Annotated in this window: 27 protein-coding genes; 21 read left to right on the plus strand and 6 right to left on the minus strand. The window is 65.4% G+C overall.

Annotation, left to right across the window (positions count from 1 at the left end; translation table 11 throughout):
- Positions 1-8 precede the first annotated feature (8 nt).
- From motA to J7359_RS06185, 10 genes are all read left to right on the plus strand, one after another.
- The gene (gene motA / locus J7359_RS06140; protein ID WP_209055675.1) at positions 9-875 is read left to right on the plus strand and encodes a flagellar motor stator protein MotA; all 867 of its coding nucleotides are present in this window, start codon (positions 9-11) and stop codon (positions 873-875) included.
- On the plus strand, positions 875-1,153 hold the full coding sequence (locus J7359_RS06145; protein ID WP_209055676.1) for a hypothetical protein: 279 nt from the start codon (positions 875-877) through the stop codon (positions 1,151-1,153). Before motA ends, J7359_RS06145 begins: the two co-directional genes overlap by 1 nt.
- Positions 1,150-3,249, plus strand: a complete 2,100-nt coding sequence (locus J7359_RS06150) for a flagellar biosynthesis protein FlhA (RefSeq protein ID WP_247740223.1) — start codon at positions 1,150-1,152, stop codon at positions 3,247-3,249. Before J7359_RS06145 ends, J7359_RS06150 begins: the two co-directional genes overlap by 4 nt.
- A complete protein-coding gene (locus tag J7359_RS06155) occupies positions 3,249-4,001 on the plus strand; it encodes a flagellar biosynthetic protein FliR (RefSeq protein ID WP_209055677.1) in 753 nt (250 codons plus the stop codon). Before J7359_RS06150 ends, J7359_RS06155 begins: the two co-directional genes overlap by 1 nt.
- On the plus strand, positions 4,001-5,062 hold the full coding sequence (locus J7359_RS06160; protein ID WP_209055678.1) for a flagellar type III secretion system protein FlhB: 1,062 nt from the start codon (positions 4,001-4,003) through the stop codon (positions 5,060-5,062). The genes J7359_RS06155 and J7359_RS06160 overlap by 1 nt, the downstream gene beginning before the upstream one ends.
- A complete protein-coding gene (locus J7359_RS06165; RefSeq protein ID WP_209055679.1) occupies positions 5,056-5,427 on the plus strand; it encodes a hypothetical protein in 372 nt (123 codons plus the stop codon). The genes J7359_RS06160 and J7359_RS06165 overlap by 7 nt, the downstream gene beginning before the upstream one ends.
- Positions 5,428-5,512: 85 nt before the next feature.
- The gene (gene bioB / locus J7359_RS06170) at positions 5,513-6,574 is read left to right on the plus strand and encodes a biotin synthase BioB (RefSeq protein WP_209055680.1); all 1,062 of its coding nucleotides are present in this window, start codon (positions 5,513-5,515) and stop codon (positions 6,572-6,574) included.
- Between the two features lie 3 nt (positions 6,575-6,577).
- Positions 6,578-7,750 carry an 8-amino-7-oxononanoate synthase gene (locus J7359_RS06175; RefSeq protein WP_209055681.1) on the plus strand — a complete coding sequence of 391 codons (1,173 nt, stop codon included), beginning with the start codon at positions 6,578-6,580 and terminating at the stop codon, positions 7,748-7,750.
- Positions 7,735-8,451: an ATP-dependent dethiobiotin synthetase BioD gene (gene bioD / locus J7359_RS06180; RefSeq protein ID WP_209055683.1), complete on the plus strand. Its 717-nt coding sequence runs from the start codon at positions 7,735-7,737 to the stop codon at positions 8,449-8,451. The genes J7359_RS06175 and bioD overlap by 16 nt, the downstream gene beginning before the upstream one ends.
- Positions 8,448-9,686: an adenosylmethionine--8-amino-7-oxononanoate transaminase gene (locus J7359_RS06185; protein WP_209055684.1), complete on the plus strand. Its 1,239-nt coding sequence runs from the start codon at positions 8,448-8,450 to the stop codon at positions 9,684-9,686. Before bioD ends, J7359_RS06185 begins: the two co-directional genes overlap by 4 nt.
- Here J7359_RS06185 and J7359_RS06190 read toward each other — a convergent pair.
- Positions 9,623-10,678 (minus strand): endonuclease/exonuclease/phosphatase family protein, encoded by a 1,056-nt coding sequence (locus J7359_RS06190; RefSeq protein ID WP_348524342.1) that lies wholly within the window; start codon positions 10,676-10,678, stop codon positions 9,623-9,625. The genes J7359_RS06185 and J7359_RS06190 overlap by 64 nt on opposite strands.
- Positions 10,679-10,713: 35 nt before the next feature.
- Complete coding sequence (gene leuD, locus J7359_RS06195; protein ID WP_209055688.1) at positions 10,714-11,319, minus strand: 3-isopropylmalate dehydratase small subunit; 606 nt, start codon at positions 11,317-11,319, stop codon at positions 10,714-10,716.
- Between the two features lie 81 nt (positions 11,320-11,400).
- On the opposite strand from leuD, the gene J7359_RS06200 reads away from it, so the two are divergent.
- Positions 11,401-11,955, plus strand: coding sequence for a hypothetical protein (locus J7359_RS06200; protein WP_209055690.1), 555 nt, complete (start codon positions 11,401-11,403; stop codon positions 11,953-11,955).
- A gap of 67 nt (positions 11,956-12,022) precedes the next feature.
- Here J7359_RS06200 and leuC read toward each other — a convergent pair whose 3' ends face one another.
- On the minus strand, positions 12,023-13,453 hold the full coding sequence (gene leuC, locus J7359_RS06205) for a 3-isopropylmalate dehydratase large subunit (RefSeq protein ID WP_209055692.1): 1,431 nt from the start codon (positions 13,451-13,453) through the stop codon (positions 12,023-12,025).
- Positions 13,454-13,710: 257 nt separating this feature from the next.
- Here leuC and J7359_RS06210 point away from each other — a divergent pair, with 257 nt between their 5' ends.
- The 8 genes from J7359_RS06210 to J7359_RS06245 all read left to right on the plus strand — a co-directional run bounded on the left by J7359_RS06210 (position 13,711) and on the right by J7359_RS06245 (position 21,745).
- Complete coding sequence (locus J7359_RS06210) at positions 13,711-15,075, plus strand: mechanosensitive ion channel domain-containing protein (protein WP_209055694.1); 1,365 nt, start codon at positions 13,711-13,713, stop codon at positions 15,073-15,075.
- 151 nt (positions 15,076-15,226) lie between these two features.
- Positions 15,227-15,574: a ribosome silencing factor gene (rsfS, locus tag J7359_RS06215; protein ID WP_247740238.1), complete on the plus strand. Its 348-nt coding sequence runs from the start codon at positions 15,227-15,229 to the stop codon at positions 15,572-15,574.
- Positions 15,575-15,590: 16 nt separating this feature from the next.
- Positions 15,591-16,058, plus strand: a complete 468-nt coding sequence (gene rlmH, locus J7359_RS06220; RefSeq protein WP_209055696.1) for a 23S rRNA (pseudouridine(1915)-N(3))-methyltransferase RlmH — start codon at positions 15,591-15,593, stop codon at positions 16,056-16,058.
- 194 nt (positions 16,059-16,252) lie between these two features.
- Complete coding sequence (gpmI, locus tag J7359_RS06225; RefSeq protein WP_209055698.1) at positions 16,253-17,770, plus strand: 2,3-bisphosphoglycerate-independent phosphoglycerate mutase; 1,518 nt, start codon at positions 16,253-16,255, stop codon at positions 17,768-17,770.
- A complete protein-coding gene (locus J7359_RS06230) occupies positions 17,767-18,942 on the plus strand; it encodes a peptidase M23 (RefSeq protein WP_209055700.1) in 1,176 nt (391 codons plus the stop codon). The genes gpmI and J7359_RS06230 overlap by 4 nt, the downstream gene beginning before the upstream one ends.
- A gap of 16 nt (positions 18,943-18,958) precedes the next feature.
- Positions 18,959-20,389 (plus strand): S41 family peptidase, encoded by a 1,431-nt coding sequence (locus tag J7359_RS06235; RefSeq protein ID WP_209055701.1) that lies wholly within the window; start codon positions 18,959-18,961, stop codon positions 20,387-20,389.
- Complete coding sequence (locus J7359_RS06240) at positions 20,382-20,867, plus strand: RNA pyrophosphohydrolase (protein WP_209055703.1); 486 nt, start codon at positions 20,382-20,384, stop codon at positions 20,865-20,867. The genes J7359_RS06235 and J7359_RS06240 overlap by 8 nt, the downstream gene beginning before the upstream one ends.
- Before the next feature lie 77 nt (positions 20,868-20,944).
- Positions 20,945-21,745 carry a pyrroline-5-carboxylate reductase dimerization domain-containing protein gene (locus tag J7359_RS06245; RefSeq protein WP_209055705.1) on the plus strand — a complete coding sequence of 267 codons (801 nt, stop codon included), beginning with the start codon at positions 20,945-20,947 and terminating at the stop codon, positions 21,743-21,745.
- Between the two features lie 123 nt (positions 21,746-21,868).
- Here J7359_RS06245 and J7359_RS06250 read toward each other — a convergent pair whose 3' ends face one another.
- Together J7359_RS06250 and J7359_RS06255 are read right to left on the minus strand one after the other, a co-directional pair.
- Positions 21,869-22,348, minus strand: coding sequence for an Lrp/AsnC family transcriptional regulator (locus tag J7359_RS06250; RefSeq protein WP_209055707.1), 480 nt, complete (start codon positions 22,346-22,348; stop codon positions 21,869-21,871).
- Entirely contained in the window at positions 22,345-22,800 is a 456-nt protein-coding gene (locus J7359_RS06255) for an Lrp/AsnC family transcriptional regulator (RefSeq protein WP_209055709.1), read from the minus strand. Before J7359_RS06255 ends, J7359_RS06250 begins: the two co-directional genes overlap by 4 nt.
- 129 nt (positions 22,801-22,929) lie before the next feature.
- Between J7359_RS06255 and ilvC the strand changes: the two genes are divergently transcribed.
- Positions 22,930-23,952 (plus strand): ketol-acid reductoisomerase, encoded by a 1,023-nt coding sequence (gene ilvC / locus J7359_RS06260; RefSeq protein ID WP_209055711.1) that lies wholly within the window; start codon positions 22,930-22,932, stop codon positions 23,950-23,952.
- A 101-nt stretch (positions 23,953-24,053) separates the two neighbouring features.
- On the opposite strand, the gene J7359_RS06265 is transcribed toward ilvC, so the two are convergent.
- On the minus strand, positions 24,054-24,452 hold the full coding sequence (locus J7359_RS06265; protein WP_209055713.1) for a pore-forming ESAT-6 family protein: 399 nt from the start codon (positions 24,450-24,452) through the stop codon (positions 24,054-24,056).
- A 315-nt stretch (positions 24,453-24,767) separates the two neighbouring features.
- Here J7359_RS06265 and J7359_RS06270 point away from each other — a divergent pair, with 315 nt between their 5' ends.
- Positions 24,768-25,283 carry a hypothetical protein gene (locus tag J7359_RS06270; protein WP_209055715.1) on the plus strand — a complete coding sequence of 172 codons (516 nt, stop codon included), beginning with the start codon at positions 24,768-24,770 and terminating at the stop codon, positions 25,281-25,283.
- Positions 25,284-25,310 lie beyond the last annotated feature (27 nt).

Genomic DNA, 25,310 nt, shown 5'->3' on the forward strand with positions numbered 1-25,310 from the left:
CGACAGTCATGTTCGGCTTTGTAGGCATTTTCTTGACCATGGCGATGGTCTTCGGCGGTTATTTGCTCGCGGGCGGCAAGATGGGTGTCATCACCCATGCGCTGCCATTCGAGATGATGATGATTATGGGTGCCGCGATCGGATCATACCTGTTGTCCAACGACAGCCATATCCTGAAGGCGACGCCGAAGGGGCTGATACGCGCCTTCAAGGGCCCCATGTGGTCGGCGCAGGATCATCAGGATGTGCTTTGCCTGATGTTTCAACTGCTGAAGATCGCGCGCGAAAATCCGGTCGCCTTGGAACAGCACATCGAAAACCCGCGGGAATCTACCGTGTTCGGGGCTTATCCGCGACTGCTGGCCGATCACAATATCGTCTCGTTGATCGCCGATACGCTGCGCTCGGCCAGCCTGAACTATGACGATCCCTATCAGGTCGAAGAGATGCTGTCCCGCCGCATCGCGACGCTGCGCGAGGAAGAGATGCACCTTCCACATGCGCTGCAAAGTGTGGCCGATGCATTGCCGGCGCTGGGAATCGTCGCCGCCGTGTTGGGCGTCATCAAGACGATGAGTTCGATCGACCAACCGCCCGAGGTGTTGGGCAAGATGATCGGCGGCGCCCTGGTGGGGACGTTTCTGGGCGTCTTTCTGGCCTATGGCTTTGTCGCGCCGCTGGCCAACCGGCTTGGGGGCGTCATCAAGCAGGATCTTGGTTTCTATGATGTGATCAAGTCGGTGCTGGTCGCCGGCCTGCATCAGCATGCCACCAATCTGTGCGTCGAGGTCGGTCGCCAGACCGCCCCGGAACATCTGCGCCCCAGCTTCGATACGCTGGAGACCGCGCTTCGAGATCTGAAGAAGGCGGCGTGATGCTGACAATGGCCTTTCTCGTCGTGGCTGCGAATGCGGGCGAGCCGACGGCGTCATTGCCTCCCGAAATCGCCGGCTACGCGCAAGAGGCGTCCGACCTGCTGCTGGCCGGCGAAACGCTGCCGCGCGACTATCGTGTGCGGTTGATGGGCATGGAGCCATCGGTACGGCTGCAGGCTCTGGTCTTTCTGCGCCGCGCGGGGCTGCTGACGGCAGATCCCTGGCCGCTCGAGGATATTCTGAAGCCCGCGATCACGGCGCAGGAGGACATGGAATGAACAGTGTCGGCGCTGTCGCCCGTAAGTCCCGGCGCATGCTGGATGCACCTTTGCTGGTTACCGGCGGTCTGGTCCTGATCGTCATTTCGCTGGTGATCCCGCTTCCGCCGGGATTGCTGGATTTCGGAATCGCCTTGTCCATCGCGACCGCGACGCTGGTGCTGGTCATGGCATCGCTGGTGGACAAGCCGACCGATTTTCAGGCGTTCCCGGTTCTGCTGCTGGTAAGTCTGGTCATCCGGCTTTCGCTGAACGTGTCCTCGACCCGGCTTATCCTGACGGAAGGGCACACCGGCAACGATGCTGCGGGGCAGGTGATCAACGGATTCGCGGCCTTTGTGGCGGGCGGTTCACTTCTGGTCGGGCTGACCGTGTTCGCAGTCATCTCGGTGGTGAACTTCATGGTCATCACCAAGGGTTCAGGGCGCATGGCCGAGGTTGCGGCGCGGTTCGCGCTGGATTCGCTTCCCGGCAAGCAGCTTGCGATTGACGGAGACCTGAATGCAGGCGCGATCGATCATCAGGAAGCCAAGCGGCGCCGTGCCCAGGAACAGCGCGAGATCAGCTTCTTCGGATCGCTCGACGGCGCATCGAAATTCGTCAAGGGCGATGCTGTCGCGGGGATCGTGATCACACTGATCAATCTTCTTGTCGGTCTGACAGTGGGGATCGCCGTCCATGGCATGAGCGTCGGGGATGCCGTCTCGACCTATTCACACCTCACGATCGGCGACGGTCTGGTCAGCCAGATCCCGGCGCTGATCACCTCGATGGCGGCGGCGTTGCTGCTGTCGCGCGGCGGGGCGACCGACACGACCGCGCAACTTCTGTCGCAGCAATTCGCGCGCGGCTGGCAGCCTGCGGCAATGGTTGCGGCGGCGATGCTGCTGATGTCCTTCGTTCCCGGCATGCCGCGTCTACTGTTTATTGCGCTGGCCATGGCGATGGCTATGGCCTCGTTTCAGATCGCGCGCAGGTTGAGGCATGACATGGACCAACCCGAGATCCCGGCCGATGACGAACCGGCGTCACGGCCCGCCAGCCGGATCGGCGACGTGCTGGATACCGACGATATCAGCGTCGAGATAGGGTCCGATCTGATCGTGACGGCGCTGGATCAGGCGCGCGGCCTGGGCAGCCGGATCAGCAACCTGCGAATTCACATCGCACGCGGTTTCGGGCTGATCCTGCCGGATGTTCGCATCACCGATACGGACGAACTGGCGCCTGGCGACTATCTGATCCGGGTCCATGGCGTGGTGCGTGGTCGCGGCAGCCTGAGACCGGGTGAGGTTCTTGCATTGGGCCCGGACCGGCTGCTGGAACAGTTGCGGGGCGTGACCGTCCGCGAACCGGTCTATTCCAGCCCCGCGCGCTGGCTTGCGCGCGAGGATCAGGACGAGGCCGCGACCATGGGTGCGACCGTGGTGACACCGATGGAGGTGCTGTCCACGCATCTGATGGAGGTCGTGAAGGCGAACCTGTCGTCTTTGCTGACACTGGCCGCGATGCAGCGCCAGATCGAGGAACTGAAGACGCTTTCGGACCCCGCTCGAGCGGAACGCAACAGGCGTTACCTTGACAGCATGATCCCTGACAAGGTCAGCCCCGAAAGCCTGTTGGCTGTCCTGCGGGCGTTGCTGGAGGAACGCCTGTCGATCCGCAACCTGCCGCTGATCATCGACGCCATCTACGAATTTCGTTCGATCGACTCGATCGAAACGGTCTACGAAATGGTGCGAAAGCGGCTGCGCGGCCAGATCACGCAGCAATATTCGGACGATTCCGGGCGCATCTCGGCGTTGCAGCTGCACCCTGCATGGGAGGCGGAATTTGTTCGTGCGGATGGCGAGACGGGCCGAACCGGCGGCGGGGCCATCACGCCGGGGTTGTCGCAGAAACTGCTCGACGCCACCCGTCGCGCCCTGGCCACGGCTCAGCCGGGCGCACGCACCGTCGTCATTGCGCCCGATCATCGGCGACGGATGATCCGTGCCGTGCTGGGATCGAATGGCGTCTCTGCGCCGGTCCTGGGCCTGGAGGAGATCGACCCGGGGGCCGAACTACACCTGGTCGGAACGATCGAGGCCGCGTGATGTGGCAGCAGCTTGCCCAATGGGTGCCCGGCCTGGATTGGGGCGTCGTCCTTGTCTATCTGCGGGTCCAGGCATGTCTGCTGATCCTGCCGGGGCTGGGCGAAAGGCTGATTCCGGTCCGGGTGCGGGTAGCGGCCGCGATGGCGGTCACGCCGTTGCTGGCGGGGTTGACGGGGCCGGTGGCGTCGCCGTCGGTGCCGTTGCAATTGATCGTCCAAAGCGGTGCCGAGATGGTGATCGGCCTGGCAACCGGGGGCTTGCTGCGGCTGTTGGCCCTTGCCTTGGACGTGGCCACCACGGCAATCGCCGCGACCGCGTCCTTGTCTCAGATCATTGGTGTCCAGAACGAAGCCGCCCCGCATCCGGTCGGGAACCTGATGCATCTGGGTGGCATGGCCGTGTTGATGGCGCTTGGTTTGCCGGTGATGCTGGTGCAGCTGCTGGCCGACAGCTTCACGCTTTGGCCGCCGGCGGGTTGGCCCGACATCGACACGCTTGCGCCCGCAGCCGTCGCACTGGTCGCGCAAAGTTTCGGGCTGGCGATGATGCTGGCCGCGCCCTTTACCCTGGGCGGCTTTCTGTTCCAGGCGCTGTCTGGTGTCATCAACCGCGTCATGCCGGCGCTGCCGGTCGTCTTTATCGGCTCTCCTGCCTCGATCATGCTGGCGCTTGTCGCGCTGACGCTGCTGGCCCCCATGTTGATCGCGATCTGGGCGGACGCGGTGCTGAGCTTTGTCTTGCCGAGGCCCTGATGACAGAAGACCACAACGACAAGCCCTTCGAGGCGACCGATCAGAAGCTGCGTAAGGCGCGCGAGAAGGGCGATGTTCCGCGTTCCACCGAGTTGAATGCGGCGGCGATGTATGTCGGCGCCTGGCTGTCGCTTGCGGTGGGTGCCGGTTTTGCTGTGAAACAGTGGCTGTCGATGGCAAGCCGCGCGATGGGGTCGGACGGTTGGCCGCTTGACACGGCCTTCGGGCTGGCGGCATCGCTGGGGCACTATGCCAGCCTTGCCGCAATCGCCCTGGCGGTGGTTCCCGCCATGGCCATCCTGGTCGGCCTTGTGATGCAACGAGGATTGATCTTCGCCACCGGCAAGCTGGCCCTCGATTTCAACAGGCTGAATCCGATCAAGAACGCAGCCCAGAAGTTCGGTGCTTCCGGGCTGGTGACCTTCGCGATTTCCTTCGGCAAGGCCGCGCTGGTCTGCCTTGGCGGGTGGTACCTGTTCGCGGCCCTGCTGGACAGATTGGCGGGCAGCGCGATGACGGGGGATCGCTGGGTGATCGGGCTGAGCCTACTGCTGGCGCAGGTTCTGCTGATGGCGGTTGCGATATCGGTCGGCTTCGCGGCGCTGGACATGCTGTGGAAGTGGCACGAGCACCGCCGCAAGAACCGCATGTCACGCAAGGAGATGGAGGATGAGCACAAGGAGGCCGAAGGAGATCCGCATCTGAAAGCGGCGCGGCGCCAGCGGGCTGTGGATATCGCCATGAAGCAGATGCTTGCAGATGTCGCGAAAGCGGATGTCGTGATCGTGAACCCGAAGCATTACGCGGTGGCCTTGGAATGGCAGCGTGGCAGCGGCAGGGCGCCGGTGTGTCTGGCCAAGGGCACGGACGAGGTTGCTGCACGTATCCGCGCCAAGGCCCGCGAGGCGAAGGTGCCGATCTGGTCGGATCCCCCTTGCGCACGGGCAATTCACGCCAGCGTCGAGATCGGGCAGGAAATCAGGCGCGATCACTTTGCGGCGGTCGCGGCCGCGATCCGATTTGCCGAGAAAATGCGCCAGAAGGCCCGTGCGGGATGGTAGGTGTTTCCCACAAGCTTGCGCAGCTTGAACGTATCGCGCGCCTGAAGGCCGAACAGGAGTTGAAGAAACTGGCGGCTTTCAGCAACCACATGGCGTCCGCCCGGCAAAGGGTCGATGCATCGCAGGCGGCGCTTGACCAAAGCTATCGCAGCGTCGCGCCCCTGACCGTGTCCGAGGCACGGATCGCCAGTGCTCAGGCGGGTCGTGCCGCCCGCGAACTGCGAAAGGCTGATCAGGATCTTGCCCGGATGACACCGCGATATGAAGCCGCAAGGCAGGACGCCGTGCGAGAGTTCGGCCGGGCCGAGGCGCTTCTTGATCTTGCGAACCGGCAGATCCGAGAGGCTGGAAAACCGCGCTATTGATGCACGATCATGTTCACCATGCCGGTTGGACAGGCATGCGACAAGCTGCTAGGACACGCATCGCAGCGTTCGCAGGAGGATCGACATGTCGCAGGCAAGTCTTCGTGGTCACGACGAGGAGAAGCGGTTGATCTGGACCGCCAAGACCGCACGGGCGATCTTTGACCTGCCGTTCATGGAACTGCTGTTTCGCGCCCAGACCGTGCATCGCCAGAATTTCAACCCCAATCGTGTCCAGATGAGCCGTCTTCTGTCGATCAAGACCGGCGGCTGCCCTGAGGATTGCACCTATTGCAGTCAGTCGGCGCGCTACGATTCCGGGTTGTCTGCCTCGAAGCTGATGGAGGTCCAGCGCGTGATCGCCGAGGCGAAGCGGGCGCGGGATGCCGGGGCGACCCGTTATTGCATGGGGGCTGCCTGGCGCAGCCCGAAAGCGCGTGACATGGCGCAGATCGTTGCGATGGTCGAAGGCGTGAAGGCGCTTGGGCTGGAAACATGCATGACGTTGGGGATGCTGGATGCCGACCAGGCAAAGCGCCTGAAGGCCGCGGGGCTGGATTATTACAACCACAATATCGACACATCCGAATCCTATTATTCTAATGTGATCACGACGCGCAGCTTCGATGATCGCCTGCAAACCCTTCAGAATGTTCGCGACAGCGGGATCAAGGTCTGTTCGGGTGGTATTCTTGGGCTGGGCGAGGGCACACAGGATCGCGTCGATATGCTGGTGACGCTGGCCAATCTGCCCGAGCCGCCCGAAAGCGTGCCCGTCAACATGTTGATCCCGGTCGAGGGAACACCGCTGGAAGACGCCGCCCCCGTCGATCCGATCGATTTCGTCCGCACGATCGCCACGGCGCGTATCATGATGCCGGAAAGCCATGTGCGATTGTCGGCGGGCCGGACCGCGATGTCGGATGAGATGCAGGCGCTTTGCTTTTTTGCCGGGGCAAACTCGATCTTCGTGGGGGACACCCTGTTGACCAAGGACAATCCCGGCGAGGATCAGGATATGCGTCTGTTCGCCAAGCTGGGACTTGAGCCGATGCAGGTCCACGAACACATGCCCGAAATGGATCCGGCCGAGGCGCATCGCGCGGCATTGTTGGAGGCCGATCCGGCAATCCCGGTCCTGCGGTAGGACATGAGCGATCACCTGCGACGCGAAGAATCGGACCGCACCGTGGATCGGCTGTCGGTGTTTCGGGAACAGCTTGACGGATTGACCCGTCAGACGCGGCGAAGATCGTTGATCGCACGCGGCGGGATCGACTTTTCCTCGAATGATTACATCGGGCTGGCGGGCTCAGAAAGGCTGTCCGACGCGATTCGCGAAGCCTTGAACCACGGCGTGCCGGTCGGGGCGGCGGGATCGCGGCTGTTGCGGGGACACACGGACGCGCATGCGGCGTTCGAAGACAAGGCAGCGCGGTTCTTCGGGGCCGAGGCGGCTTTGGGGTTCGGCGGCGGCTATGTCGCGAACTTTGCTGTGATCACAACCTTGCCGCAACGCGGCGACCTTTTGCTGATGGATGCGCTGTCGCATGCCAGCACGCATGAGGGCGCGCGGGCCGGCAGGGCCGAAGTCCAGCTTTTCCGGCACGGCGACGTGGAACATGCACGCGACCTGATCCAGGCGTGGCGGCGGGCCGGGCATATCGGCGCGGTCTGGATTGCGGTCGAAAGCCTTTACAGCATGGATGGCGATGCAGCGCCGTTGGACCAGCTTGCCAAACTGGCCGATCAGCACGGTTTCCTGCTGGTCGATGAGGCACACGCGACCGGGGTTTACGGCGCCGATGGGCGAGGCTTGGCGCATCACCTGGAGGGCCGCGAAAATGTGCTGACCCTGCACACGCTGGGCAAGGCGCTGGGCGGATCAGGGGCTTTGGTCTGCGGGGCCAAGTGCTTGATCGACTTCATGATTAATCGCTGCCGTCCATTCATCTTCGCGACCGCACCGTCGCCCTTGATGGCGGTGGCGGGCAGCGAGGCGCTTGACATTCTGCGGGACGAACCGTGGCGGCGCGACGCGTTGCGGGACCATGTCACCGCGTTCGGGGCCGAGTTGTCCCGCCGCCTGCCGCAGTTGTCGGTCAGCGGCAGCCAGATCATCCCGCTGATCGTCGGGCCGGAATCCGCCACGATGGATCTGGCCGCGCGCATCCAGCAAAGGGGCTTTGATGTCAGGGGGATTCGCCCGCCGACGGTGCCCGAAGGCACCTCGCGGCTGCGGGTTTCGCTGACCCTGAACGCCACGCCTGCGGATGTGATCCGGCTGGCAGAGACGCTGGAGGAGCTATGGCCAGATTTGTGATCACGGGCACCGGAACGGATGTCGGAAAGACAGTGTTCGCGGCCGGTCTGTGCGGGTTGATCGGGGCAGATTACTGGAAACCGGTGCAGTCGGGGCTGGCCGGAAACATCCCCAATCCGGGTCGCACCGGCCATGCACCGGACATGCACAGCACGAGCACAGGGTGTACACAGCTAACGCGCGTTGCGCCGCAACACGTCCCCCGGCCCGATACCGACGCCGCCGAGGTCGCACGGCTTTCCGGCGCGCAGGTCCACCCCGAGGCGTGGCTGCTGCGCGAGCCGCTGTCGCCGCATCGCGCCGCCGAACTTGAGGGGATCGAGGTCGATCCCGGCACGCTGACGCCGCCCGACATCGATCCGCTGGTGATCGAGGGGGCAGGCGGTGTCCTGGTGCCGGTCACGCGCAAGGTTCTGTTCGCCGACCTGTTCGCCGAATGGCAGATCCCGGTGATCCTGGTCGCCACGACCGGGCTGGGCACGATCAGCCACAGCCTGACCGCGCTGGAAAGCCTGCGGGCGCGACAGGTGCCGGTCCATGGCGTCGCCTTCGTGGGGGACGAGAACCGGGACAATGTCGCGACGATCGGACAGCTTGGCGCGGTGAAGGTGCTGGGCCGGCTGCCGCGCTTGACGCGGCTGGATCGCGACAGCCTGAGCCGCGCGATGGCCGAAAACTTTGACCCGGAGGATTATCGATGAGCGCGGTCTGGCATCCCTTTACGCAGCACGCGACCGAACCTGTCCCGCCCCGGATCGTCGGGACCGAAGGCGCGTATCTGGAAACCGCCGACGGCCGGCGTCTGCTGGACGGCATCTCTAGCTGGTGGGTGGTCACACATGGGCACCGTCAGGCCGAGATCGTCGCGGCCATCAGGGATGCCACCGGTCGGATGGATCAGGTGATCTTTGCCGGGCTGACCCACGCGCCGGGCGAGGAACTGGCCGAGGCGCTGGTCGGCATGGCGCCCAAGGGATTGACGCGCGTGTTCTACAGCGACAGCGGTTCGACCGCTGTCGAGGTCGCGTTGAAGATGGCGCTGGGATACTGGCGGTACGAGGGCGACGGACGGCACCGGATTGCGGTGATCGAGGACAGCTATCACGGCGACACGATCGGCACGATGAGCGTGGGCGAGCGGGGCGTGTTCAACGCGGCCTATGACCCGCTGATGTTCGCGGTGGACAAGCTGCCCTTTCCGACCGGCGATGGTGCCGCGACACTGGCGGCGTTCGAGGAACTGGCGGCCAGCGGAAAGATGGCGGCGCTGATCCTTGAGCCGTTGATTCTGGGGGCGGGGGGAATGCGGATGTACTCGCCGCAGGTTCTGGCGGAGCTGCGCGCGATCTGCGACCGGCATGATGTGCTGATGATCGCGGACGAGGTGATGACCGGCTGGGGCCGCACCGGTCGTCTGTGGGCCTGCGATCATGCCGGGATCGCGCCGGACATCCTGTGCACCAGCAAGGGTCTGACCGGCGGGGTCGTGCCGTTGGCCGCAACGCTGGCCAGCGACAGGATCTTTCAGGCGCATTATTCGACCGACCGTCGGCGGACGTTCTATCATTCCTCCAGCTATACGGCGAACCCGATTGCCTGCGCGGCGGCGCTGGCGCAGGTGCGGTTGTGGCAGCAAAGCCCGATGCAGGCGCGGCTGGAATCGCTGACCGCGATGCAGGCCGCGCGGCTGGCGCGGTTCGCGGGCGATCCGCGTTTCCACAATCTGCGTCAATGCGGCACCATCGCGGCGATGGATCTGCAGGTCGGCGATGCCGGTTACCTGGCCGAAACCGGGCCACGGATGCGGGCGCATTTCCTGGAAAACGGCGTGTTGCTGCGGCCACTGGGCAACACGGTCTATGTGCTGCCGCCCTATTGCGTGACCGACGAGGATCTGGATCTGGCCTGGGGTGCGGTGGCGTCCTTCGAGGTCTGAAGATCCAGATCGACCCAGACCAGGCGGTGATCCGATGCGGTATCGACCGCCTGGGCAAGCGGCTGGTCGGGGGCAGGCCAGATCACGCCGCTGTCCCTGACGGTCAGCGCCTTGTCCGGCAGGATGTAATCGACGCGCAGATTGCCGGGGCCGTCATCGTCGAAATCGCCGGTATCCAGCGCCGGGTCGCCCCGATGGCGGGCATTCGCGCCGGTCTGCGGGGGTTGCCATGCGCCGCGTGGTTCTGGGTCCTGTGCGACGCTTAGCAGGTTTCGAAGGGCTTCGGCACGACCCTCGCCATCGACAGGGTCCAGATTGATATTGCCGATCAGGACGAACGGCGCGTCGGGCAGGTGGTGCAGCCAGAACGCGGCCTCGTCGTGATTGCGGCGGCCGTTGCGATCCTCGGGGCCGTCGAAGACCGGCGGGGTGGCGGACCATGCCAGCAGATGCAACGGCCCGTCGGGTGTCTGCACCGGAATGTCCCAATGTGCGGTCGAGGACAGGCGCTGGACCGCCGCCACATCGGGCGCGGTGTCGGGCATCAGGGCACCCGGCAGGTCGCGCCACAGCCTGTCGGTGTGATCGGTGACCGGGCCAAGCGGCAGACGCGACAGCACCGCCATGCCGTTCTGGCCGGTGAACAGCCCCCAGCCCTGTGCGTCGTCGGCCCGGCCAAGACGGCCATCCGCGTTCAGATCGAGGCCGGTCGCCATGCCGCTGTTCGGGCGTGCCGTTAAGCTGTAGGGCAGCTTTAGCCCGGTTTTCGCCAGAACCTTTGAAAAACCTTCCAAGGCGCGGGCGTCATGATCCCAGTCGATCCCGGTCAGCAGGATCACATCCGGCGCGGCGGCGGCGATCACCGTTGCCGCCGCCAGCACCTGTGGGTCGTCGCGGGCGATGTCGCGCAGCAGAAGGCCGGGGCCCTTGCGCGAAAGGCCCGGATCCCAGGTGGCGATGCGGATCGGATCGGCGGCCGTGGGGACCGCCACCGCGGCGCTCAGCAGCCACAGAAGGGCTGCGGCCCTTAGACCCAAGGACGGGCCTGCGCCATCTGATCCTCGTAGGCATCGATCGAGGGCGCCTTTTTCATCGTCAGCCCGATATCGTCGAGGCCGTTCAGCAGGCAATGCTTGCGGAACGGGTCGATGTCGAAATGGAATTCCTGCCCGTCCGAAGTGCTGACGGTCTGGTTTTCCAGATCGACGGTCATCCGGGCATTGGCGCCCTTGCGGGCGTCCTCCATCAGCACATCGACGGCATCCTGGGGCAGGGTGATCGGCAGGATGCCGTTCTTGAAGCAGTTGTTGAAGAAGATGTCGGCGAAGCTGGTCGAGATCACGCAGCGGATGCCGAAATCCAGAAGCGCCCAGGGCGCGTGTTCGCGCGACGAGCCGCAGCCGAAATTGTCGCCCGCGACAAGGATCTGCGCGTCGCGCCAGGCCGGCTGGTTCAGGACGAAATCGGGCAGTTCGTTGCCGTCCCGGTCATAGCGCATCTCGTCGAACAGGTTCACGCCAAGGCCGGAACGCTTGATCGTTTTCAGGAACTGCTTGGGGATGATCATGTCGGTATCGATATTGACCAGCGGCATGGGGGCCGCGATGCCGGTCAGGGTTGTGAACTTGTCCATGGGATCCTCGGAAAATTGTGTCTGGCCTGAGTGTCGGGCGGGCTGCTAGGTTCCGTCCGGGACGCGCTGGAAGACGGGACGATGAGTTTGATCGAGTGTGTAGGCCGGGCATGGCAGCCCCGCATCGGCGATCCGGACGCGACCGGATGGTTGACGGTGCTGGCCTATCTGCTGTGCTTCGTGCTGGCTGCGCAGGTGTGGCGCAGGTTGCGCGGGCAGCGCGGGCGCGGATTCTGGGGCGTGATCGCGGCGCTGATGCTGTTTCTGGCGATCAACAAGCAGATGGATCTGCAAAGCGCGATGACCGCGCTGGGACGCTGCCTTGCCGAGGCGCAGGGGTGGTATGATTACCGCAGGGTCGTGCAGGTGGCGTTCATCCTTCTGCTGCTGTGGGGCATCGGATCGGGACTTCTTGTCCTGATGCGGCGGATGCGCGGCCAGCTTGGCCGACACGGGATCGCGCTGCTGGGGCTGGCGATCCTGTGCGCCTTCGTGGCTGTCCGGGCGGTCGGGTTTCACCACATGGACGCGCTGATCGGGCAGCGGCAGTTCGGTCTCAGCACCAACTACCTGTTCGAGAATGCCGGTCTGGTGCTGATCGCGCTGAACGCCGTCTGGCTGCTGCGACGCGGCTGAGGCCGCGCCGCAGAACCCTGCCATATCGGACGCCGGCTTGGTCGGGCGGGCGGGCATGGCCGACCCCTCAGACCGTCTCGGCCATCAGGTCGCGCACGTCGGTCAGGTGGCCGGTCACGCCCGCCGCCGCCGCCATCGCGGGCGACATCAGGTGGGTGCGGCCCTTGTAGCCCTGACGCCCCTCGAAATTGCGGTTCGAGGTCGCGGCGCAGCGTTCGCCAGGTGCAAGCTGGTCGGGGTTCATGCCCAGACACATCGAACACCCGGCAAGCCGCCATTCGAATCCCGCGTCCAGGAAGATGCGGTCCAGCCCCTCTTCCTCGGCCTGCGCGCGGACAAGGCCCGAGCCGGGGACGACCATGCCGCGAACGCCCTGCGCCAGCTTGCGGCCGCGCAGCACCTCGGCGGCGGCACGCAGATCCTCGATCCGCCCGTTGGTGCAGGACCCGATGAACACGGCGTCGATGGCGATGTCGGTCAGATTGGTGCCGGCGGTCAGGCCCATATAGTCCAGCGACCGGCGGGCGGCATCGACCTTGCCGCCCCTGAAATCCTCGGGCGCGGGAACCGTGGCGGTGATCGGCAGGGCGTCTTCGGGGCTGGTGCCCCAGGTGACCGTCGGGGCGATATCCTCGGCCCGGATGGTCACGACCTTGTCCCACTGCGCGTCGGGGTCGCTGAACAGCGTCTTCCACCACGCCACCGCAGCCTCCCACTGGGCGCCCTTGGGGGCGTGGGCGCGGCCTTTGACGTAGTTGAAGGTCGTCTCGTCCGGCGCGATCAGGCCCGCGCGGGCACCGCCCTCGATCGCCATGTTGCAGATCGTCATGCGGCCTTCCATCGACAGGTTGCGGATCGCCTCGCCACTGTATTCGATGACATGACCGGTGCCGCCTGCCGTGCCGGTTTCGGCGATGATGCGCAGCACGATGTCCTTGGCGGTGACGCCGGGCGCCAGGCGTCCGGTGATTTCCACCTTCATGTTCTTCGACTTCGACTGGATCAGCGTCTGGGTGGCCAGCACATGCTCGACCTCGGACGTGCCGATGCCGTGGGCCAGCGCGCCGAAGGCGCCATGCGTCGCCGTATGGCTGTCGCCGCAGACGACGGTCATGCCGGGCAGGGTCCAGCCCTGTTCGGGACCGACGATATGGACGATGCCCTGACGGATGTCGTTGACGGGATAGTAGTTCACCCCGAATTCGCGGGCGTTGCGGTCCAGCGCATCGACCTGGATGCGCGATTCCTCGTTGTCGATGCCGTTCTGGCGGTCCAGCGTCGTGGGAACGTTGTGATCGGGCACCGCGATGGTGCGTTCAGGCGCGCGCACCTTGCGGCCCGTCATCCGCAGCCCCTCGAAGGCTTGCGGGCTGGTCACCTCGTGGACGAGGTGCCTGTCGATATACAGCAGGCAGGTGCCGTCTTCCTGACGGTCCACGACATGCGCGTCCCAGATCTTGTCATAAAGCGTGCGCGGGGCGGGGGAGGGTTCGGTCATGGTGATTGGCTTTCGGCTGTGTGGCTTCGATGGCGCGGGAAATGGCTGCGGCCGGACCGCAGCCCGTCACAGTCGCGCGGTGACGCACAGCGCCTCGCCGAAGAACCGCGACGGCAGGCGCGCGCGGTCGTGAATGTCGAAATAGATAAACCCGGTCATGCCTGATGTAATAAGGCCGATTCCGCGTTGACACAAGATCGCCGGGGCTTGTCCACCGGCCCGCCGCGATATGTAATCGCGACAAAGGAGATGCGCGGATGGAAGAGCTGAACCCCGAGGTCATCGATGCCGCCCAGGGGCTGTGGTACCGGATCTCGTTGTTCGTCGACATGCTGCTGATCCCGTCGCGGATGTATCAGCTGCCGGCCATCGCCGGGCTTGTCCTGATCTCGTGGCTGATCGCCCGGCTTCTGTCCCCGCGCCTGACCGGCTGGCTGCGGTCGCGCGAGAACTGGCCGAAATGGCGACTGCGCGTGGGGTTGCTGATCGATCGTCGCCTGACGCTGATCGTGTTCACGATACTTGCATGGGCGGTCGTGCTGGTCATGCGCGAGGTCACCTATTCCTTCCGAAGCCAGGTGATCGAACTGGCCGCGACCATCGCCGCCGCCTGGGTCGGGATCTTTTTCCTGATGCGGGTGATCACCAACCGTTTCCTGCGCCGGATCGTCAGCTGGGCGGCATGGATCTGGGTGACGCTGCATCTGCTGAACCTGACCGAACCCGCTGCGGCGTTTCTGGAAAGCATCGCGATCAGCCTGGGCGATTTCAGGCTGTCGGCGCTGACCGTCCTGAAGGCGCTGGCGATCACCGGGCTGATGATCGCGGGCGCCCGGATGCTGTCTCGGGTCATCACCGGGCGGCTGTCGCAGAACGACGACATTTCGCCGACGATGCGGGTGCTGACCGCCAAGCTGCTGCAGATCTTCCTGTTCAGCCTGGCGATCATCGTCGGGCTGAAGGCGGTGGGGTTCGATCTGACCGGGCTGGCAGTGTTTTCGGGCGCGGTCGGGGTCGGGCTGGGATTCGGACTGCAGAAGGTCGTGTCCAACCTGGTCTCGGGGGTGATCATCCTGCTGGACAAGTCGATCAAGCCCGGCGACGTGATCAGCCTGGGCGACACGTTCGGCTGGATCGAGGAACTGGGCGCGCGCTATGTCAGCGTCGTCACCCGTGACGGCAAGGAATATCTGATCCCGAACGAGGATCTGGTCACCGGGCAGGTGGTCAACTGGTCGCACACCAACAATTTCGTGCGGCTGGATATCCCGTTCGGTACATCTTACGGCGACGATCCCCACAAGGTCAGCGAAATCGCCATCAACGCGGCGCTGTCGGTCAAGCGGGTTCTTGCGCAGCGCAAGCCGGTCTGCTGGGTCACGGGCTTCGGCGACAGCAGCGTGGATTATGTGCTGCGGTTCTGGATCGGTGACGCGCAGGGCGGGCTGACCAATGTGCGCGGTCAGGTCTATCTGGCGCTGTGGGACGCGTTTCGGGAACACGGCGTGTCGATCCCGTTCCCGCAGCGCGAGGTGCGGCTGCTGAACGACCAGATCGCCATCCGGCAGCACGGCGGCGGGCGCGCGGACGGCGCAAGTCCCGAATCCGTGACCGGTGATTGAGATGGCCCGAAAAGATGCTATCTTGGGGGTACCCCTGCGCCGGGGGCGATCGGCGCGCTGACCGGAGGATACAACCCTGTCACAAGACGCTTCGTCGGCCGGAAGGCCGGCTGCGACCGCCGCGGGCGACCAGGAAGGTGCCGAAGCGCGCCTGGCCCGCATCCTGTCCTCGCTTGAAGACGACAAGGCCGAGGACATCGTGACGATCGACCTGCGCGGACGGTCGGCCATGGCGGATCACATGGTGATCGCATCGGGCCGCAGCGCACGCCAGGTGGGCGCCATCGCCGAGCATCTGGCCGAGAAGGTCAAGCAGGCGACGGGCCGGACGCCCCGGATCGAAGGCAAGGACGCCGGCGACTGGGTGCTGGTCGATACGGACGATGTGATCGTTCATGTCTTCCGCCCCGAGGTGCGCGACTTCTATCAGCTGGAAAAGATGTGGATGCCCGCCGACACGCTGAGCCGCGTGCGCGAGGCGTCGCGTCCCCTGACCTGAGGGGCCATCCGGCTTCATGCGCATCGACATCGCCGCCGTGGGGCGGCTGAAGAAGGGCCCCGAGGCGGCGCTGGTCGCGGATTATCTCGACCGTTTCGCCCGGACCGGCCGCAGCCTTGGCCTGCCCGCCATCGGGATGATCGAGGTCGAGGATCGGCGCGGCGGTGGCATGGCGGCCGAGGCCGACCTGCTGATGCGGGCGATCCCGCAGGGTTCGGTGCTGGTGATGCTGGACGAACGGGGCGATCAGCCCACATCGCCGGATTTCGCCGCGCGGCTGGCGGAGTTTCGCGACAGCGCCCGCGATCCCTGTTTCGTGATCGGCGGGGCGGACGGGCTGGATCCGTCGCTGCGGGACCGCGCCGACTGGTCGATCAGCTTTGGCCGCATGGTCTGGCCGCATGTTCTGGTGCGGGTCATGCTGGCCGAACAGCTTTACCGCGCGGCGACGATTCTGGCCGGATCGCCCTATCATCGCGCCTGAGAGGCGCGAGGAGACATGGACAGGATCGCTGCAAGGCCCGGAACGGGTCTGTCCGCCGCTCGACGCTGGCAGGTCTGCTTTCCGAGGCTATTGGGGCAAGGAAGATCGGGCCGATTGGCCTGCGGCGAGCCTTCGGGGAGGTTGTCGCAGCGGCGGCGGCGGCGTAACAAGGCGCAAATCACAGCGAGGCCCGCATGACGACACCCGTGATCCTGTGCATTCTTGACGGCTGGGGCATCTCGGACCGGCCCGAGCAAAGCGCGCCCGACCAGGCCGCGACACCGAATTTCGACCGGCTGATGCGCGAATGCCCGCATGCGACGCTGACCACGTTCGGGCCCGATGTCGGGCTTCCCAGCGGGCAGATGGGCAATTCCGAGGTCGGCCATACCAATATCGGCGCCGGCCGCGTGGTCGCGATGGATCTGGGCCAGATTGATCTGGCCATCGAGGATGGAAGCTTTTTCCAGAATGACGCGTTGCATGGTTTCATCGCGCGGCTGAAGGACACGGGCGGCACCGCCCATCTGATGGGTGTGGTGTCGGACGGCGGCGTGCATGGGCATATCCGGCATCTTCTGGCGGCCGCCTCATCGATCGCCGAGGCTGGCGTGCCGGTCGTCATCCACGCCATCACCGACGGCCGTGACGTCGCCCCGCAATCCGCGCAAGGTTTCGTCACCGAATTGCAGGGCAATCTGCCCAAGGGATGCCGGATCGGCACCGTGATCGGGCGCTATTTTGCCATGGACCGTGACCGGCGCTGGGACCGGGTGGAACGGGCCTATCGCGCCATCGTGGCGGGCAAGGGCGAGGCCGCCGACCGCGCCGATGCGGCCGTCGCGGCGGCGCATGCGCGTGATGAGACCGACGAATTCATCCAGCCCTTCGTGATCGACGGCTATGACGGCGTGCATGACGGGGACGGGTTCTTCTGCCTGAATTTCCGCGCCGATCGCGCGCGAGAGATCCTGTCGGCACTGGCCGATCCGGATTTCGCCGAATTCGACGTGGCGGACCGCCCCGACTGGTCGACGCTGCTGGGGATGGTCGATTACAGCGAACGGCACAACGATTTCATGTCCACCGCCTATCCCAAGGCGCAGGTGGTCAACACGCTTGGCGCCTGGGTCGCGCAGAAGGGTCTGCGTCAGTTCAGGCTGGCCGAGACCGAGAAATATCCTCATGTGACCTTCTTCCTGAATGGCGGCAAGGAAACGCCCGAGCCGGGCGAGGATCGCCATATGCCGCAAAGCCCCAAGGTCGCGACCTATGATCTGGCGCCCGAGATGGCGGCAGGCGAGGTCAGCGACAAGCTGGTCGAGGTGATCGACGCGGGCTATGACCTGATCGTGGTGAACTATGCCAATCCGGACATGGTCGGGCATACCGGCAGCCTGGCGGCGGCCAAGCGTGCCTGCGAGGCGGTCGATGCCGGGCTGGGACGGATGCTGGAGGCATTGGAGCGCGCCGGCGGTGCCGCGGTGGTGATCGCCGATCACGGCAATTGCGAGACGATGGTCGATCCCGAAAGCGGCGGCCCGCATACCGCGCATACCACCAATCCGGTGCCGGTCATCGTCTTTGGCGGTCCGCGCGGGGCCGTTCTGCGCAACGGGCGGCTGGCCGATGTCGCGCCGACGGTGCTGGACCTGATGGGGCTGGACAAACCTGCCGAGATGACCGGCGAAAGCCTGATCGAGAGCGCATGAAACAACGACTGCTTGCGGCGATGATCCTGTCGGCGGCGATGCTGGGCGCGCCGGCGATGGCCGTCACGCCCGCCAATCAGGCCGTGGCCGAGGCCGAGGACGCCGCCGCGCAGCTGCGCGGCGCGATCGGCAAGCTGGCCGAGGCGGTAACGGCGGACGATCAGGTGACCGCGCTGACCGAGGTGATCCGGGGCTATGAGCAGGGTCTGGCCGCGTTGCGCGAGGGGCTGCGACTGGCCAGCGCCCGCGAGGCCGAACTGCACGGCCGCTTCGAGGCAGAACGGTCGCGGCTTGCCGGGGTGCTGGGCGCCATGACCGCTCTGCAGCAATCACCCGAGGCGACGATGCTGCTGCATCCGGCGGGCGCGCTGGCGAATGCGCGAACCGGCATGATCCTCAGCGATGTCACGCCCGGATTGCGGCGCGAGGCTGAACGGCTGCAGGACGATCTGAACGAGATCAGCACCGTCCGGGCGCTGCAGGCGGCAGCGGCCGAGATGCTGGGATCCGGGCTTGCGTCGGTGCAGGAGGCGCGGCGCCTGCTGGCCAGCGCCGTCACCGACCGTTCGACGATGCCGGTCCGCTTTGCCGAGGCGCCCGAGGAACTGCAGGAATTGCGCGATGCGACGCAAAGCCTGGACGATTTCGCCCGCGGCATCGACGGGATGGAGACCGATATCGGCGCGCCGATGGAGGATTTCGAGGGCGCGCAGGGCAGCCTGCCGCTTCCGGCGGTCGGCAGTGTTCTGCGCCCCTACGACGAACCCGATGCCGCCGGGGTCCGGCGCCCCGGCTGGGTGATCGCCACTGCGCCCGCCGCGCTGGTCACGACGCCATGGCCCGCCACGATCCGTTATCGCGGGCCGCTGCTGGATTACGGCAATGTGATGATTCTGGAGCCCGCGGGCGGCTATCTTCTGATATTTGCGGGCATGTCGCAGGTGTTCGGAGAAGTCGGCGACGTGCTGGGGGCAGGGGATCCGGTCGGGCTGATGGGTGGCTCCGAGGCTCCGGCGCAGGAATTCGGAGCGCAGTTCGTCGCGAATGCCGCGCGTGGCGCAGATGCGGGTCGGACCGAGACACTGTATCTTGAACTGCGGCGCGGCGACGAAACGCTGGACCCGGCGGACTGGTTCGTGCTGAATCCGGTCGTCGGGGTGCAACAGGACTGAGGCAGGAAAGGCCGTCATGAAACATTATCTGATCGCAGGGGTCGGGGGGATGCTGGCCGGCGCGCTGTTCACCACCCAGATCGCGGGACCGCTGGTCGCGCAAGAGGCAGGCAAGAACAGCTCGGTCTATGAGCAGCTGGAACTGTTCGGAAACGTGTTCGAGCGGGTGCGCGCCGACTATGTCGAGGCGCCTGACGACAAGACCCTGATCGAATCGGCGATCAACGGCATGCTGACCTCGCTGGATCCGCATTCCAGCTTCCTGTCGGCCAGCGATTACGAGGACATGCAGACCCAGACGCGCGGCAGTTTCGGCGGGCTGGGCATCGAGGTCAGCCAGGAAGACGGTCTGGTCAAGGTGGTCTCGCCGATCGACGAAACGCCCGCCGCCGAGGCCGGCGTCAAGTCGGGCGATTTCATCACCCATGTGAACGGCGAATCCCTGATGGGGCTGACACTGGACGACGCAGTGGACATGATGCGCGGCCCGGTCGGGTCCGAAATCACCGTCACGATCCTGCGCGAAGGCGAGAACGAGCCGTTCGACCTGACGATGACGCGCGACACGATCAAGCTGACCGTCGTGAAGACCCGGATCGAGGGGCACGCGGTGGTGCTGCGCGTCTCGACCTTCAACGACGAAACCTATGACACGATGAAGTCCGAACTGGACAAGGCCGTGAAGGACGTCGGCGGGATCGACAAGGTGACGGGCTTCGTGCTGGATCTGCGCAACAACCCCGGCGGGCTGCTGAACCAGGCGATCGAGGTGTCGGATGCGTTTCTTGATGCCGGAGAGATCGTCAGCACGCGCGGCCGCAAGTCCGAGGACAGCGAACGCTGGAACGCCGAGACGGGTGATCTGGCGCAGGGCAAGCCGATGGTGGTGCTGATCAACGGCGGATCCGCCAGCGCGTCCGAGATCGTCACCGGCGCATTGCAGGATCATCGCCGCGCCATCGTCGTGGGCGAGAAGTCCTTCGGCAAGGGCAGCGTGCAGACGGTCATGCCGGTCACCTCGGACAGCGCGATCCGGCTGACTACGGCGCGCTATTACACGCCGTCGGGCCGGTCGATCCAGGCGATGGGCATTCAGCCCGATATCCTGGTCGCCCAGCCCCGCCCACCCGCCGATGCCGAGGACGACGAGGACGGCCCCCGCAGCGAATCGAATTTCGGCCGGTCCGAGGCGGATCTGCGCGGCGCGCTGAACAACGATTCGATCAGCGACGACGAAAAGAAGCAGATGGAGGAAGAGGCAAACGAGGTCGAGGCGACCGCCAAGCTGCGCGAAGAAGATTATCAGATGGCCTATGCGGTGGATATCCTGAAGGGGCTGGCAGCCGTGAACTTCGAGGCCGAACAGGTTCCGGCCGGGGCGAAGCCCGCCGTGACCGGCGAGGGGTCGGGCAAGGGCGAAACCGGAGCCGCGAAAGAAAATGGCTGAACCGGCAGGACCGCAGGGCCTGCCCTACAGGCCCTGCGCGGGCGTCGTGCTGATCAACAGCGAGGGGCTGGTGTTCGCGGGCCAGCGCCTTGATCGGCCCGATGCGTGGCAGATGCCGCAGGGCGGGATCGACACGGGCGAAACCCCGCGTCAGGCGGCGCTGCGCGAACTGACCGAAGAAACCGGGATCGGCGCCGACAAGGTCGAGATCGTCGCCGAGGCCGAGGATTGGGTTTTCTACGATCTTCCGCCAGAGCTGGTCGGCAAGGTCTGGAAGGGCAAATACGGCGGCCAGCGTCAGAAATGGGTGTTGATGCGATTCCTGGGTCAGGATGGTGATGTCTGCATCCAGACCGATCACCCGGAATTCGACCGCTGGTGCTGGATCCGGGCGGATGATCTGCTGGACAGCATCGTGCCGTTCAAGCGCGACGTGTATCGCCAGGTGATCGCGGCCTTTCGCGACAATTTGGTCTAGCCCGCGCACGCGGCGATCGTCCCTTTGCGTCCTGATGCATGGGTCGCTGGCGGAATTGACGAAGATCGGGGGCAGTCATGGACGACGGCGGGATCGGCAGGATCGGGATCATCGGCGGCAACGGCATGCTGGGGCGGGCGCTTGCGGCCGCACTGTTGCGTCGCGGTGGCGTGGTGCCGGGCGATCTGTGGATCTCGTGCCGGTCGGGCGTGGCGGATGACGTGGCGCAAGGCGTGTGCATCACCGCGGATAATCAGGAACTGGTGGATGCCTGCGACACCGTCATTCTTTGCGTGCCGCCACAGGCGGCGCGCGATCTGGACATCCATGCTGATGGACGTTTGGTCGTGTCGGTCATGGCGGGCCAGACGCTGGCGCGTATCGCCGATCTGTCGGGCACGTCGCGCGTGATCCGCGCGATGACCAGCCCTGCGGCCGCCGAGGGGCTTGCCTTCTCGCCATGGTGCGCGCACGCGGCGGTCACCCGGGCCGACCGTGAACGCGTGACGGCGATCTTCCGCTGTTGCGGGACGACCGTCGAACTGCCGTCGGAAGATCAGCTGGACATCTTCACGGCGCTGACAGGCCCGGTGCCGGGGTTCGTGGCGTTCTTCGCCGCATGTGTCAGCGATTACGCGGTGTCGCGCGGCGTGGACCCCGATCTGGCGGACCTGGCGACGCGACAGCTGTTTCTGGGCGCGGGTCATATGCTGGCCAGGGGCGGCCCAGGCGCGGCGGATCATGTCGCCGGCATGATCGCCTATGCCGGGACCACCGCGGCCGGGCTGGAACGGTTGCAGGTCTCGGGTATCGCCGCCGAACTGGCCGAAGGGCTGGATGCCTCGGTTGACGCGGCAAGACGTCTGGGCGGCGATTGACCGGGCCCCCATCGGAGGGGGGGCGGAGGGGCTCAGCCCCGACTGCCCTGGCGCCCCCTCGATGGGGGCGGCAGGGCACGCACCCGCCCGCGGCAACGTCGGACGCCCGGCAACACTGCGCGATCAGCGGGATTCCGGACCCGATGCCCCCAGCGGTCCCGGTCGGCGTTCCTCGGACAGCATCACATTGGCCTCAACCTGCCCGACGCCGGGCAGGGTCATGATCCGGCGGCGCAGGATACGTTCGAAATCGCTGATATCGCGGGCGGTAATGCGCAGGCGATAGTCGAACTGCCCCAGCACATGCTGAACCGTCTGCACCTCGTGGATGGCGGTCACGGCACGTTCGAAATCTTCCAGGCTGGTGCGGCCCTTTGCAGCCAGGCGCACGCCCAGGAAAACCGTCACCCCGAACCCCAGCGCGGCATTGTCCACGACGACCCTGCGCCCGGCCAGAATCCGTTGTTCGCCCAGCTTGCGGATGCGACGCCAGGCCGCCGGCTGGCCGATGCCGACCGCCCGCCCGATCTCGGCCGCGCTTGTGGTCGCATCCGCCGCCAGGATGCGCAGGATCGCCAGATCGGTCGCATCCAGCCCGCTCACAGCGCCAACTCGGCGCTGTCCTTGATGGTCGAGACCAGCATCAGCGCGTCGCTGTCGGACACATGCGGCAGGGTCAGGATGCGGTCGCGATAGACCTGCTGCCAATGCGCCATGTCGCGGGCGATCACCGACAGGCGCAGATCGACGCTGCCAAGGAAGGTCTGGATCTCGATCACCTCGGGCACCTCGCGGGCGGCGGCGATGAAATCATCGAAGGCGCGAGGATTGGTCTTGTCCAGGGTAAAGCGCAGGCTGACCTCGACCTCCCATCCCAGCGCGCGCCAGTCGATGCGCGACTGGATCGCCGCGATGACCCCTGTTTCGCGCATCTTGTCCAGCCGGCGCCACAGGCTGGCCTGCGTCACGCCGGCGCGGCGCGACAGATCGGCATTCGAGGCATTGGGATCCGCCAGCATCTGGCGCAGGATGCGGCGATCGGTGGCATCGGGCATGATTTATCCGTTCAGGCGTTAAACCGGGCATGAGTGTCGCAAATATCTTGCATATTCCGCGAAGATTGAACATCCGCAACGTCGCGACACCGTTAGAACGACGGACAATTGCAGAGGAAAGGAACCATCATGCGCGTTTACTATGATCGCGATTGCGACGTGAACCTGATCAAGGACAAGAAGGTCGCGATTCTGGGCTATGGCAGCCAGGGCCATGCCCATGCGCTGAACCTGCGCGATTCGGGCGCCAAGAACGTCGTCGTCGCCCTGCGCGAGGGCAGCGCATCGGCCGCGAAGGCCGAAGCCGAGGGCCTGAAGGTCATGGGCATCGCCGAGGCCGCCGCCTGGTGCGACCTGATCATGTTCACCATGCCGGACGAACTGCAGGCCGAAACCTACAAGAAATACGTCCATGACAATCTGCGTGACGGCGCGGCGATCGCTTTCGCCCACGGCCTGAACGTGCATTTCGGCCTGATCGAACCCAAGCCCGGCGTCGATGTCATCATGATGGCGCCCAAGGGGCCCGGCCACACCGTCCGCGGCGAATACGTCAAGGGCGGCGGCGTGCCCTGCCTGGTCGCCGTGCATCAGGATGCCAGCGGCAAGGCCATGGATCTGGGCCTGTCCTACTGCTCGGCCATCGGTGGCGGGCGTTCGGGCATCATCGAAACCAATTTCCGCGAGGAATGCGAGACCGACCTGTTCGGCGAACAGGCGGTGCTGTGCGGCGGTCTGGTCGAACTGATCCGCATGGGCTTCGAGACCCTGGTCGAGGCCGGCTACGAGCCGGAAATGGCCTATTTCGAATGCCTGCACGAAGTGAAGCTGATCGTGGACCTGATCTATGAAGGCGGCATCGCCAACATGAACTATTCGATCAGCAACACCGCCGAGTACGGCGAATATGTCAGCGGCCCGCGGATCCTGCCCTATGACGAGACCAAGGCCCGCATGAAGGCCGTGCTGCGCGACATCCAGACCGGCAAGTTCGTGCGTGATTTCATGCAGGAAAACGCCGTCGGTCAGCCGTCGTTCAAGGCCACACGCCGCATCAACGACGAACACCAGATCGAACAGGTCGGCGCAAAGCTGCGCGAGATGATGCCGTGGATTTCCAAGGGCAAGATGGTGGACCGGTCGCGCAACTGATCGCGACCCGGCCCCACACGCGAAAGCCCGGCGTTACCGCCGGGCTTTTTTATTCGGATCGCTGTTTTTGAACAGCGCCATTCGTGACCCCTGATCCCCGATCAGCCGGCCGGCAGCTGTTCGGCGACCTGGTTCACCGCGGCTTCGATCTGGCGGCACTGTTCCTCGACATTGCTGCCCTGCTGGCTGGCGGCGTCCTGCAGCGTGACCTGCGATCCGGCGACCGAGACCGTGCCTTCCGCGCCCTTCGCTTCGGCGGCAGCGCCCGCGTCGGAGTCGCCTTGGGGCAGCATGCCGACCATCTTTTCCTGTGCAGCGACGGCTTCACCGCCCGAGAAACCCTGCTGCTGGCAGAACTTCAGCAGTCCCAACTGGTTGCGTGCGGCCTCGTAGGTGGCCGCCTGATCCAGCGCGGCGGGGTTTGGGGCCTGCTGCTCTTGCGCGACGGCGGTGGTGGCGGTCAGGCCGAGGCCCAGAGCAAAGGCGATATGGCGGAACATGTGAAAACTCCTGTTTTTCCGTCAATCAGGCGCGCCATCCGACGCGCTCGGGGGATTAACACGGGGCGTCGGGCAAGAGTTCAAGCGATTGCGCAGGGCGGGTAATCGGCGCAGATCCTCGCCGAAACCGGTTGATCCGTCAGGCTTTTATCGGCGGGTATCAGCCGTCCAGCCGAACCCGATCACATCTTGGCGCGTATCGTGCCCGATGCCGTGAGGTTCGGGGCCGTGAGGCTCGGGGCCGTCGGATTTGATCTCGAAAGCCCTGGGGCGCGATATTAGGTTCTGCGAACCGCCCCTGAAGGAGCATTGCCGATGGTCCCCCTGATCCGTCCCGAGATCCGCAACTGGGTCAGTCGCCGCGCCGAGGCGCTGGTCGCGCTGGCGGTCTGCGCGGCCGGGCTTTGGCTGGCGCTGCGCGGCGGCTGGTTTCTGGGCGCGCTTGGCGCTGCGGTTCTGCTGGTCGGGGCTGCGCTGCTGGTCGGCGCGTGGCGGCGGTTGCCGTTCCAGCGACCGATCGACGCCCCCGGCGTGGTCGAGCTGGTCGAAGGCGCGGTGCGTTACTACGGTGCGGCCTCGCTTGGCGGCGAGATCGCCCTGCGCGATCTGGTCGAAATCCGGCTGCTGCGATTGCGCGGCCATGGTCACTGGCGTCTGCGCAGCCGCGCGGGCGAGGCATTGCTGATCCCGGTCGACGCGGCGGGGGCCGATGCGCTGGCGCATGGCTTCGCGGCATTGCCCGGTCTGGACATGGGCGCGGTCTCTGCCGCGCTCGCGCATGTCGCCGATCAGCCCGATGCGGTGCGCACCGTTTGGCGGAGGCCGGTCTGAGGCGGGTTGACTTGGACCGCGCCTGTT

The sequence above is a fragment of the Paracoccus sp. R12_2 genome (genome assembly GCF_017744015.1).
In the GTDB taxonomy this organism is placed as follows: Bacteria; Pseudomonadota; Alphaproteobacteria; order Rhodobacterales; family Rhodobacteraceae; genus Paracoccus.

Bases quoted from the DNA above. Each gene is read 5' to 3' on its own strand.
- motA (WP_209055675.1), top strand. From the start codon at position 9: ATGTTCGGCTTTGTAGGCATTTTCTTGACCATGGCGATGGTCTTCGGC.
- J7359_RS06145 (WP_209055676.1), top strand. From the start codon at position 875: ATGCTGACAATGGCCTTTCTCGTCGTGGCTGCGAATGCGGGCGAGCCG.
- J7359_RS06150 (WP_247740223.1), top strand. From the start codon at position 1,150: ATGAACAGTGTCGGCGCTGTCGCCCGTAAGTCCCGGCGCATGCTGGAT.
- J7359_RS06155 (WP_209055677.1), top strand. From the start codon at position 3,249: ATGTGGCAGCAGCTTGCCCAATGGGTGCCCGGCCTGGATTGGGGCGTC.
- J7359_RS06160 (WP_209055678.1), top strand. From the start codon at position 4,001: ATGACAGAAGACCACAACGACAAGCCCTTCGAGGCGACCGATCAGAAG.
- J7359_RS06165 (WP_209055679.1), top strand. From the start codon at position 5,056: ATGGTAGGTGTTTCCCACAAGCTTGCGCAGCTTGAACGTATCGCGCGC.
- bioB (WP_209055680.1), top strand. From the start codon at position 5,513: ATGTCGCAGGCAAGTCTTCGTGGTCACGACGAGGAGAAGCGGTTGATC.
- J7359_RS06175 (WP_209055681.1), top strand. From the start codon at position 6,578: ATGAGCGATCACCTGCGACGCGAAGAATCGGACCGCACCGTGGATCGG.
- bioD (WP_209055683.1), top strand. From the start codon at position 7,735: ATGGCCAGATTTGTGATCACGGGCACCGGAACGGATGTCGGAAAGACA.
- J7359_RS06185 (WP_209055684.1), top strand. From the start codon at position 8,448: ATGAGCGCGGTCTGGCATCCCTTTACGCAGCACGCGACCGAACCTGTC.
- leuD (WP_209055688.1), bottom strand. From the start codon at position 11,319: ATGGACAAGTTCACAACCCTGACCGGCATCGCGGCCCCCATGCCGCTG.
- J7359_RS06200 (WP_209055690.1), top strand. From the start codon at position 11,401: ATGAGTTTGATCGAGTGTGTAGGCCGGGCATGGCAGCCCCGCATCGGC.
- leuC (WP_209055692.1), bottom strand. From the start codon at position 13,453: ATGACCGAACCCTCCCCCGCCCCGCGCACGCTTTATGACAAGATCTGG.
- J7359_RS06210 (WP_209055694.1), top strand. From the start codon at position 13,711: ATGGAAGAGCTGAACCCCGAGGTCATCGATGCCGCCCAGGGGCTGTGG.
- rlmH (WP_209055696.1), top strand. From the start codon at position 15,591: ATGCGCATCGACATCGCCGCCGTGGGGCGGCTGAAGAAGGGCCCCGAG.
- gpmI (WP_209055698.1), top strand. From the start codon at position 16,253: ATGACGACACCCGTGATCCTGTGCATTCTTGACGGCTGGGGCATCTCG.
- J7359_RS06230 (WP_209055700.1), top strand. From the start codon at position 17,767: ATGAAACAACGACTGCTTGCGGCGATGATCCTGTCGGCGGCGATGCTG.
- J7359_RS06235 (WP_209055701.1), top strand. From the start codon at position 18,959: ATGAAACATTATCTGATCGCAGGGGTCGGGGGGATGCTGGCCGGCGCG.
- J7359_RS06240 (WP_209055703.1), top strand. From the start codon at position 20,382: ATGGCTGAACCGGCAGGACCGCAGGGCCTGCCCTACAGGCCCTGCGCG.
- J7359_RS06245 (WP_209055705.1), top strand. From the start codon at position 20,945: ATGGACGACGGCGGGATCGGCAGGATCGGGATCATCGGCGGCAACGGC.
- J7359_RS06255 (WP_209055709.1), bottom strand. From the start codon at position 22,800: ATGCCCGATGCCACCGATCGCCGCATCCTGCGCCAGATGCTGGCGGAT.
- ilvC (WP_209055711.1), top strand. From the start codon at position 22,930: ATGCGCGTTTACTATGATCGCGATTGCGACGTGAACCTGATCAAGGAC.
- J7359_RS06265 (WP_209055713.1), bottom strand. From the start codon at position 24,452: ATGTTCCGCCATATCGCCTTTGCTCTGGGCCTCGGCCTGACCGCCACC.
- J7359_RS06270 (WP_209055715.1), top strand. From the start codon at position 24,768: ATGGTCCCCCTGATCCGTCCCGAGATCCGCAACTGGGTCAGTCGCCGC.